The 216-nt window shown below is 68.1% G+C and carries 1 protein-coding gene; it reads left to right on the top strand.

Annotated elements, in window-relative coordinates; genetic code table 11:
- A partial coding sequence (locus MFF40_RS28730) for an aldehyde dehydrogenase family protein (protein WP_238263233.1) occupies nt 1-216 on the top strand: 216 nt, incomplete at both ends.

Raw genomic sequence — 216 nt, 5'->3', positions numbered from 1 at the left:
TGGTGACGGTGAGGGTGGACTGGGGAGGCGTGGCGGCGAGGGGCGGGGAGAGGGAGGTGGACCGGGCGGCCAAGGCGGCCCACGAGGCCTTCCAAAGGTGGAGCCGCACCAAGGCCAAGGAGAGGAAGCGCTACCTCTTGAGGATCGCCGAGCTCATAGAGAAGCACGCGGACGAGCTCGCCGTGATGGAGTGCCTGGACGCGGGGCAGGTCTTAA

The sequence above is a fragment of the Methylobacterium mesophilicum genome, assembly GCF_022179445.1.
GTDB classification, from domain to species: domain Bacteria; phylum Pseudomonadota; class Alphaproteobacteria; order Rhizobiales; family Beijerinckiaceae; genus Methylobacterium; species Methylobacterium mesophilicum.
This window is presented reverse-complemented; position numbering and strand designations above follow the sequence as displayed.